9 protein-coding genes are annotated in these 9,025 nt (G+C 62.5%); 3 read left to right on the forward strand and 6 right to left on the reverse strand.

What is annotated here, in order from left to right:
* Positions 1-379: hypothetical protein (locus W930_RS28705; protein ID WP_152552671.1), on the reverse strand; the 379-nt coding region annotated here is incomplete at its 3' end.
* Between the two features lie 16 nt (positions 380-395).
* On the reverse strand, positions 396-2,198 hold the full coding sequence (locus tag W930_RS29365) for an NEL-type E3 ubiquitin ligase domain-containing protein (RefSeq protein ID WP_081326939.1): 1,803 nt from the start codon (positions 2,196-2,198) through the stop codon (positions 396-398).
* 369 nt (positions 2,199-2,567) lie between these two features.
* On the opposite strand from W930_RS29365, the gene W930_RS0124130 reads away from it, so the two are divergent.
* Both W930_RS0124130 and W930_RS0124135 read left to right on the forward strand, forming a co-directional pair.
* Positions 2,568-3,365, forward strand: coding sequence for a hypothetical protein (locus W930_RS0124130; protein ID WP_023873254.1), 798 nt, complete (start codon positions 2,568-2,570; stop codon positions 3,363-3,365).
* Between the two features lie 226 nt (positions 3,366-3,591).
* Complete coding sequence (locus W930_RS0124135; protein WP_152552672.1) at positions 3,592-4,044, forward strand: hypothetical protein; 453 nt, start codon at positions 3,592-3,594, stop codon at positions 4,042-4,044.
* 122 nt (positions 4,045-4,166) lie between these two features.
* On the opposite strand, the gene W930_RS0124140 is transcribed toward W930_RS0124135, so the two are convergent.
* From W930_RS0124140 to W930_RS0124155, 4 genes are read right to left on the reverse strand one after another with little or no spacing between them, the layout of a single operon-like run.
* Positions 4,167-4,448: a XapX domain-containing protein gene (locus W930_RS0124140; RefSeq protein ID WP_023597355.1), complete on the reverse strand. Its 282-nt coding sequence runs from the start codon at positions 4,446-4,448 to the stop codon at positions 4,167-4,169.
* Entirely contained in the window at positions 4,448-4,897 is a 450-nt protein-coding gene (locus W930_RS0124145; protein ID WP_023597354.1) for a DoxX family protein, read from the reverse strand. Before W930_RS0124145 ends, W930_RS0124140 begins: the two co-directional genes overlap by 1 nt.
* A gap of 27 nt (positions 4,898-4,924) precedes the next feature.
* Positions 4,925-6,784, reverse strand: coding sequence for an amidohydrolase (locus W930_RS0124150; RefSeq protein ID WP_023873255.1), 1,860 nt, complete (start codon positions 6,782-6,784; stop codon positions 4,925-4,927).
* A 13-nt stretch (positions 6,785-6,797) separates the two neighbouring features.
* The gene (locus W930_RS0124155) at positions 6,798-7,484 is read right to left on the reverse strand and encodes a hydrolase (protein WP_023597352.1); all 687 of its coding nucleotides are present in this window, start codon (positions 7,482-7,484) and stop codon (positions 6,798-6,800) included.
* 246 nt (positions 7,485-7,730) lie between these two features.
* Here W930_RS0124155 and W930_RS28715 point away from each other — a divergent pair, with 246 nt between their 5' ends.
* Positions 7,731-8,411, forward strand: a complete 681-nt coding sequence (locus tag W930_RS28715; protein ID WP_023873256.1) for a response regulator transcription factor — start codon at positions 7,731-7,733, stop codon at positions 8,409-8,411.
* Positions 8,412-9,025: the final 614 nt, after the last annotated feature.

The raw sequence follows: 9,025 nt of genomic DNA on the forward strand, positions 1-9,025 counted from the left end.
GTGGAAACGAGGCAGGGTCAATCAGACAATGGGTGAACTCGTGGGCGTATTGTTCGATCACCGGACGCAGCGATTCGTTGTCAAGTGCAACGCGCATCAGTGCCTTGCAAATGTATTCGCTGCATTTGTCGCCCCGAAGCATGCCGTTAAGCAGCACCGGAAGTGATTCCTCCCAATGACCCACCTGATCGCTGACGTTGGCGTCGCCCAACCACGTGATGTGCTCACGCGCCGCCATCGTCGCGGTTTGATGGTTCGAATGGCTCAGTCCCTCGAGCAGCCTATGCATGGCGGCTTCTCGCGGCGTTTGTTGCGTAGAAACGGATGGTTTCCCAGATGTCGGGCGCAGCAGTGGGGAAGCGGAAGTCGCGGCAACCATGATTCAGGTCCTCAGGTCAGGCGGAGATAGGGGAAGGGATGGGACCGCCGCGCGAAGTGGGAAGCGAATCGGGCGAGCGCAGCAATTCGTCGAGAAGGCGGTGGTGTAACTCGGACAGGGCTTTATTGCGTTCGTCGCTAAGCGCGTTCCACCGGCGCACCGATTCCCCGCTTGTCAGCATGTCGTTTGCCGCATTCAGTATGTCGGCCCGCTTGGCATATTCGGCTTCCACCTCTGCAAAAGCCACGGGATTCCGGCTGCGGACGTAGCCTTGCAGGGGCGCATACTGCGCAACGTGGGCTTGCATTTCGCTGCCGTCTTCAAGCGACATGAGTGTGGCGTAGGCCTGATCGATGTCCTCGCCGAGTGCACCATCGATCTCGCCGGCGAGTCTGGAGTGAATCACCATCTCCGTTCCTCCCGCGAACTCGATGCCTTTGGCTTGCAGGGCACGGCGATAGACAAGATAGACGGAAACCTGATCGGCGAACCCGTGGCTCGCGCTCGCGTCATCGACGCCTCCGTTCGCCTGCTCATGCCCCACGAGGAGCTTGGTAAGCGCTTCCTCACGGAAGTTTTGTTTGGCCAGACGTATCAGTTCGGAAACACTGATGTTCCCCGAAATCGCGTCCTGCTCGACCAATGCCATCTCGACCTGTTGGAGTGCAACCGCGACGTTGTCTTCACACGAGGTCAGCCCTTCGTCGATGATGCGGTATAACGTTGCGCGCAACGCATCCGAAGCGCGTTCGAAGCTTCGCAGTACCCGTTCGACGCGGGCTTCGAGGCGGTTTCGCGAATCGGGATGCCGGAATTCCGCGACATGGTGGAGCACATCCAGGAAATTGGCCAGCGTATCGGCATGGGCGTCTGTCGAGATTTCCGACCACAGGCGAATGTCACGCCCGGCATACCAACCAAATACCTCCTCGCGGACATCCGAACCGGGAACAGATTCGTCGAGCGAAGCGTCGGCGCAAAAATCGAAGCGCGGTGCGTTCATGGCCATCACCGCCTCGATATCGCCCGGCGCGTACTGCGATGAACTCAGCAGTACCTCGCATTCCGGGGAGAGATTGGAGATGGCGCCGTGCAATGGGCGTATCTCCATGCCGCGCAGGTCGATATGGCGCAGTGGGCTGCCCGTAGGCATGCTGTCGGGAAGTGTTCGCAGCCGAGTATGGTTCACCTTCAGTTCCGCGAGTCGGGGATGTGAGAACACCTCGTCAGGGAGTGTAACGAGGCGATTTCCCTCAAGGTTGAGGAATGTCAGGTTTGGCCAGGTACTGATGGCGTCCGGCACCAGGTAAAGCCGGTTCATCGAGATGTCGACGTGTGTGAGCAATCGGCAATGCCGCATTGACTCGGGAAGTCGGTCCAGCCGATTGCCGGCAAGCAGGAGCTCCTTGATCTGGGGGCAATACAGCCCGATATCCGGCGGAAGCTCCGTGAGCCCGAGCTGAGAGAGGTCGAGCTTGAGTGCGAGCGTTTTTGCACAGGTGGCGATGATGCCCGCAGCCTCCTTGCGCTTTTCACCGGGCAGACCGGTCTCCGCGTTGGCCCATTGTTCAAGCGCAGCCATTTGCCCCTCGCTAAGGGGGACTTGAATTCGCGATAACGGCGGTGCCACGACATTGGTGCGATTGTTCAGCGGTGCGGCGCCGCTGCCCCCGGCCTGCATGGTGGCTGCGCGGCGTGAAGCCGATCGACCCAACGGAACCATCTCGATTTCATTGCGGACAGCGTGGGTCTCGACACCGCGCGATGACCGTTTTCGTGTGCCGCAACATGGAAACTTGATAAAGGAAGGCAGTTTCATAGGGCAAAGAGGAATTCTGATAACGCTTGAGTAACATCCAGCGAAACATTCGTTCCTGTCGTGCGTGTCTGATGGCCGCCGGGGCTTACGGAGCGGTCGCGAAGCCGCGGTAATATCGTGGCGGTCGTCGTGTGAGAGAACCATAAGGGGCACTTGGGTTACACACTGTCTGTTCCGTGAACCGCGAGGCCCGAGATGACGATACGAATTCGCTTCCCCGGGGAGCTGGGGGCATGGCGTTTGGGAGCCGGAGGTACGTCCGCGGGGCTCCCTGCAATCATGCAACGCGTAGCGGGTCGGGCGGCCTCGCTCGTTGTTCCGCGTCGAGGCCGCCGATCCGGAGATTCGCGTGCAACCGAACCCTTCGACATGAGGCTTTGGCGCGGCGTCTTCGGTAATGCCGTCATATCCGAGGTGGTGTTCAGGCATGTCAGAGCCGAATCGCTCACGTCCTGCGCTGCGCTGGTTCGTGAGCTGGCACGGATTCATCGCGGTAGACCGGCAGAATTCAAGGCGGCACTGGCGCACCGGGTGCGTGAAGATCGTATCCGGCAGCTTGGTGCTCATGTCGGTGGACTGGACGATGCGCTAGCGATGGCGGTGTTGGACGTGTTTCAGCAAGTTGGGCTCGACGATTGCGATTGCGTCGTGATTCGCGGCCTGAAGTGGGAGGAATGTCAGGACGACGCGTCGAGTGCCGCCTTGCTCAATGACAGGGTCTTTCAGTTTCTTCGGTCTGATATCGCGGGGGCCAGGCTTACCGGTCTGGGAATGGCATTCCATCTACGTTTCGACCATCCCGCGTCTGTGCCAGTGGATCTCCTGACGCCGTTGGCAGCGCTCAAAACGCTTGAATTGACGTGCAGTGCATCCGGTACCCGTTGCCTGAAGCTTGACGGAACACCGCACCGGCTAGAGGAGGTGAGGCTGGAATTCGGCGAGCCGGGGATGTCGTTGCGACATCTTGTCACCTTGAGCGGCCTCTACATGGGGGCTCGGACGCTTGCGTTGGGCCGATGCCTTTCACAGGATATCAAGGGCATTCACATCAAGGCGATTGCCGAGGCGGCCCCGGGCTCGGTCGTCGTCGCGTCGAGGGCAAAGCGGGATGTGCGCGCTGCCGCAAGAAAGATAGGGTTGAGCATACGCTTTGACGAATTGTCGTGAACGCGTCGGCTTAAGCAGGTTGTTGCCGCGCCGTCTTCGTGCAAGGCGGCGGGGCGATGTGGCATCGGAAGGGCAATTTCGGGCCGATGGCGGTGATGCCGGTTCGGGATGACAGGTGGCTGTCGATCGACGTATTGCCGGAATGACAAGCCCGCCGATGCGTTGGCAAAGCACGGGGACGCCGGGATGGCAGGATGCGATCTCCCATCACCTGAGGAGATTGATGATGCAGCCACTCACGCCAACCATGACCCGCACCGTATCCGCGCCGCCCGACGTATCGGTGTGCCACGCGCAGTCGCCGGCCGATCGCGGGCCTGCCGACGACTTCGCCTTCTTCAGAGAGCCATTGCGGCGCGATCGGGTCCTGCGCGATCAGTGGAGCGCGGCCGCCGGCAATGGCGCGCCCTCCGGAATGTGGTCGCGCTTCGTCCACGACGTGGGCGAGCGCTTTTTCAAAGGCAGCCGTAAGCAGCGCGTAATGGACGCGTTGGTGCTTTCGCTCGATCTGTTGCCGGAGCGCCGGCGCGCGGACGCGCTCGGTTGCCTGCTCGCCGACGGCGTCGAAGGTCGCGCCGCCGTCGAGGAGTTCTGGCCGTACGTGGGCATGGACCGCATCCCGGAGGTCGATAAGGGGCGTGTTTGCCGCCTGCTGCGGGAGTATGAGATCGGGCGTTGATCCGGTGTCGATGGGGCATTGACCGACCACCAATCGGCCATTCAGCACCCACCCGGCGGTCTCCCATTGCCCTTTTACACCGAAACGTTCGGCCCTCGGTAACTTCCGGAGACGCCGCAGCCTCAAGCCTGCGGCGTCTCCGATTTGCCGTCTTGTGTCGGCGTCTTCGCCACGGGGGCCGGCAGGCCGGTGATCTTCGGCACGCATTCGCGATGGAACCACACGAGATTGACAGGCTCGCCCGCGAGCAAACGCTTCACCGGCGGCACCACCTGCTCGCCGATGAGCATGCCGAGCAGGCCGATCAGCGCGACGGCGGGCGGCGCCGGCGAGCGTACACCGAGGCCACCGTAAATGACGCCGACGAGAATACCGACGGCGAGCGAAACGAGATAGAGCTTCATCAGGATCTCCGCGAAGCGTGGATGCCGAGGTCGTACCAGGCCACGGCAATGAAGCCGCCGACCAATCCGAGATGCTCGAAGAATCCGTTGGCAATCATCTGGCGCGCCTCGGGCGGTGCATCCCAGAAACGATTGGCAAGGAATGTCGCCGCCAGCGTGAAGGCCGCCAGCGCCAACGCACCCAGCCATCGCCCCTTGCCTGTCAGGATCATCAGCGACGCACCGATCTCGAGCACGATGACCGCGACCGCCATCGGCGCGGCAGGCGACAGGCCGAAGTGCTGCATCTCGGCGATGGCGCCGCGAAAATCCAGCGCCTTGTCGATGCCGCCCTGTAGATAGGCGCTGCACAGCAGCAACAGCGCCAGCCAGCTGACCCAGCCCGGCAGCGAGAGAGCGCCGCGCGCCACGGGCGGCGAAGGATCGGAAGACGGTTGCAATGTGGCCATGACACACCTCGGATGACGTCGGTGGAATCAGAAGGCCCAGCAGGAGCAGCCGAGGGCGCCCCAGAAGCCGCTCTCGTCCGACGCCGGTACGTTGGCACCCCAGGCCTTCGCATGCGCGTGACCGTGCACGCCGCAGGAACTCGCGCAGCCACAGCGCACGCTGACATTGAGCGCTTGCGGCCCGCGCGGCTGATAGCCCACGCCGTGCCGCGCCGGCGACCAGTCCGGCATCGCCGGGGGGAGTGCTGGCGCATGACGGCTGAAGTCGCCATCGCCGTACACGACCTTGCCACCCAGTATCGTGAGCACCGACGTGATGTCCTGGATATCGTCTTCGGGAACGCTGAAGTAGTCGGCCGAGAGCACGGCGAGATCGGCCAGTTGCCCGATCTTGATCTGCCCCTTCTTGCCCACTTCCGACGAGAACCACGTGTTGGCCTCGGTCCAGAGGCGCAGTGCCTCGTCGCGATCGAGCAGATTGTGCGGCGCGTACATGCGCAATCCGCCGACCGTCTTGCCCGTGACCAGCCAGTAGAGCGACACCCACGGGTTGTACGAGGCGACGCGCGTGGCGTCCGTGCCCGCGCCCACCTTCACGCCTCGCTCGAGCATGCGGCGGATCGGTGGCGTTGCCTCGGCCGCCCGCGCGCCGTATCGCTCCACGAAGTATTCACCCTGGTATGCCATGCGATGCTGCACGGCGATGCCGCCACCAAGCGCCGCGATCCGGTCGATGTTGCGATCGCTGATTGTCTCGGCGTGATCGAAGAACCAGTGCAGGCCGTCGAATGGCACGTCTTTCGCAACCTTCTCGTAGACGTCCAGCGCGCGCGAGATGGTCTGGTCGTAGGTCGCATGCAGGCGCCATGGCCAGCGATTCTCCGCGAGCAGGCGTACCACCGGCTCCAGATCGTCCTCCATCGACGGCGGCATTTCGGGACGCTCCACGCGGAAATCCTCGAAGTCGGCCGCGGTATACACCAGCATCTCGCCCGCGCCGTTGTGACGGTACAGGTCGTCCCCCTGGCCCGGGCTCACCTGCTTCACCCAACTGCTGAAGTCGGCGAGCTCCGCCTTGGGCTTCTGTGTGAAGAGGTTGTACGCGAGACGCACCGTCAACTGATCTTCCCGGTGAAGGGCCTCGATGATCTCGTAATCCTCGGGGTAGTTCTGGAATCCGCCGCCCGCATCGATGACGCCGGTCACGCCAAGCCGGTTGACTTCGCGCATGAAGTGGCGCGTGGAGTTCTTCTGATACTCCGGCGGCAGCTTCGGACCCTTCGCTAGCGTGGCGTACAGGATGGTCGCATTGGGCTTGGCAAGCAGCAGCCCGGTCGGGTTGCCCGACGCATCCCGCACGATCTCCCCGCCCGGCGGGTTGGGAGTGTCCTTGGTATAGCCCACCGTGCGCAGCGCCGCGCCGTTGAGGATCGCGCGGTCGTACAGGTGGAGGATGAACACCGGCGTGTCCGGCGCGACGGCGTTCAGTTCGTCGATGGTCGGCAGCCGCTTCTCGACGAACTGATGTTCGGTAAAGCCGCCCACCACGCGGACCCATTGCGGCGCAGGCGTCCGGTCGACCTGATCCTTCAACATGCGCATGGCGTCGGCCAGCGAGCGTACGCCGTCCCAGCGCAACTCCATGTTGTAGTTGAGGCCACCGCGAATGATGTGCATGTGGCTGTCGATCAGGCCGGGGATGACGCGGCGGCCCTGCAGGTCGATGATCGGCGTATCGGCGCTGGCCAGTCGCATCACGTCTTCGCGCGTGCCGACCGCGGTGAACGTGCCGCCGGCAATGGCGACGGCGTCGGCCTGCGGATTGGCACGGTCGAGCGTGGAGAACTTGCCGTTGACCAGAATGAGATCGGGCGTGGGGGCGGGCATGGCTGGACTCCTGTCAGCGAGCGGGAACCGCGGCGATGGCTTCGTGCGGCGTTTCGGTGCGCTGCGGCGCCTTGTGCACCATCGTATAGGCATAGTCCACGCCCATGCCATACGCGCCGGAGTGCTCCTTCACGAGCTTCATCACGGCATCGTACGTGTCGCGATGCGCCCAGTCGCGCTGCCACTCAAGCAGGACCTGCTGCCACGTCACAGGCACCACGCCGGCCTGGACCATGCGCTGCATGGCGTAGTCGTGGGCTTCACGCGAGGTGCCGCCCGAGGCGTCGGCCACCATGTAGATCTCGTAGCCCCCCTCGAGCATCGCGCACAGCGCGAAGGTCGTGTTGCACACTTCGGTCCACAGGCCCGAGACCACCACCTTCTTGCGACCATTGGCGGCGAGCGCGTCGCGCACTTTCTGGTCGTCCCACGAGTTCATCGAGGTGCGCTCGAGCAGCTTCTGGTTCGGGAAGACGTCGAGCAGTTCGGGATACGTGAAACCCGAAAACGATTCGGTTTCCACCGTGGTGATCGTCGTCGGAATATTAAAGATGCGGGCAGCCTTGGCCAGCCCGACGGTGTTGTTCTTGAGCGCCTGGCGATCCATCGACTGAACACCGAATGCCATCTGCGGTTGATGGTCGATGAAGATGAGCTGGCAGTTCTGGGGGGTAAGGACTTCGAGCTTGGGATTCGACATGGAAGACTCCGGAGGGAAGGCTGGAATGGGTCGTAACGGCACCGCACACGACCATCCGAGAGCGTATGCCGCCGATGTGACAGCTTCCATCGTCTCTTCGTATTAGCACGACCGGCGCCTTTGCCGACGGGGCTTCACGGCCGGCTATCCACCGAAATCGGCAGCACGTTCGTGCTTTTTGATTCGTTTAAGAAGCACGTGACTAACGTATACTCAGCAGCATTCCCCTTGACTCTGCCGCCCTGCATGAACCGGCTTTCGGACTGCGATACCCCGAGCGTCTATGTCGTTGATAGCGACCGGACGCGCAACGATACGCTTTGCGCGCAACTCGCGTCGGCGGGCCTGGCGATACTGGGCTTCGAGAGCGCCGCTGCGTTTCTCGCGCACGCGCGGGCCACAGGTCCGGCGTGTCTTGTGTTGTCGGCCGATCTCGATGTGCCTGGCGGCGGGTTGGCGTTCCAGCACGAGCTTGCGGCATTGCGCGATCCGATTCCGGTGGTGCTCGTCGCCAGTCATGCGGACGTGACAATGAGTGTGTCGGGCATGAAGGCCGGGGCGGTCGACTTTCTTACGCCGCCGCTGACCGAGGGCGGATTGCTCGACGCGGTCGGAGCGGGCCTGGCGCGAGACCGTCAGCGGCTGGCGATCGAGAAGATCAGTGGTGATGTTGCCGAGCGCGCGCAGCGACTCTCGCAACGGGAGCGCGAGGTGATGGCGCTCGTGGCGGCCGGGCGGATGAACAAGCACATCGCCGACGAGCTTGGGATCAGCGAAGTCACAGTGAAGATTCACCGCGGCAATGCGATGCGCAAGATGGAAGCGCGCTCGTTCGCCGATCTCGTCATCATGGCCCACAAACTTGGCATGACGTCCCCTGCGTTGTATCACGGAGGAATCGGACGGCATCGTCGCGAGCCAGCCTGAGGCGTTGCCGTCGCCGCCCAGGATTCGGCGGGGGTGGGGAGGGCCTCTGGTGCGTGAAGTGACGAGAGCGGCGCTGAACGTCGCGTTGCGTTATGCCAATTGCGATGTCTCCCCTCTTCGGCTTCTCTCTCTCTATATATATGAGGCCGCAGGCGCTCACGGCGTCCCGTTGCCGACTTCTGAAGGACGAGGAGGGGCCGAGGCGAAGAGAAACGCACCCGCTCCGTAAAAATAGTTTCACAAAGGGCTTGCGCGGTTGGGCGAACGTGACTAATATCTCGTCTCTCGCAACGACGGCGACGCAGCGAAAGCGGCGAAGCGGTTGGGGTGACGGGCTGGAAAGCCCGGTGGTTGGTGGTTTTCGAGCAGGCGAGTCGCTACGGCGGCGAGCGAAGAAAGCGAAAAAAACTGTTGACGACGACGAGAAGCTGCGACATAATCTCACTTCTCTGCTGCTGATGCAGCGACGCAGAAAACGAAGCGACGGCGCGGTAAGTTGGCGACGAAGCGAAGTGTGATGCGATTGATCTTTAAAAATTGAACAACCGATAAGTGTGGGCACTCGATGAATAGTGCGTCTGCTTCGGCAGATTAGCTTTAAATTTATTGAGGCT

The organism is Pandoraea sp. E26 (assembly GCF_000681415.1).
GTDB classification, from domain to species: domain Bacteria; phylum Pseudomonadota; class Gammaproteobacteria; order Burkholderiales; family Burkholderiaceae; genus Pandoraea; species Pandoraea pnomenusa.

Bases quoted from the DNA above. Each gene is read 5' to 3' on its own strand.
- W930_RS0124130 (WP_023873254.1), top strand. From the start codon at position 2,568: ATGAGGCTTTGGCGCGGCGTCTTCGGTAATGCCGTCATATCCGAGGTG.
- W930_RS29365 (WP_081326939.1), bottom strand. From the start codon at position 2,198: ATGAAACTGCCTTCCTTTATCAAGTTTCCATGTTGCGGCACACGAAAA.
- W930_RS0124155 (WP_023597352.1), bottom strand. From the start codon at position 7,484: ATGTCGAATCCCAAGCTCGAAGTCCTTACCCCCCAGAACTGCCAGCTC.
- W930_RS28715 (WP_023873256.1), top strand. From the start codon at position 7,731: ATGAACCGGCTTTCGGACTGCGATACCCCGAGCGTCTATGTCGTTGAT.
- W930_RS0124150 (WP_023873255.1), bottom strand. From the start codon at position 6,784: ATGCCCGCCCCCACGCCCGATCTCATTCTGGTCAACGGCAAGTTCTCC.
- W930_RS0124145 (WP_023597354.1), bottom strand. From the start codon at position 4,897: ATGGCCACATTGCAACCGTCTTCCGATCCTTCGCCGCCCGTGGCGCGC.
- W930_RS0124140 (WP_023597355.1), bottom strand. From the start codon at position 4,448: ATGAAGCTCTATCTCGTTTCGCTCGCCGTCGGTATTCTCGTCGGCGTC.
- W930_RS0124135 (WP_152552672.1), top strand. From the start codon at position 3,592: ATGCAGCCACTCACGCCAACCATGACCCGCACCGTATCCGCGCCGCCC.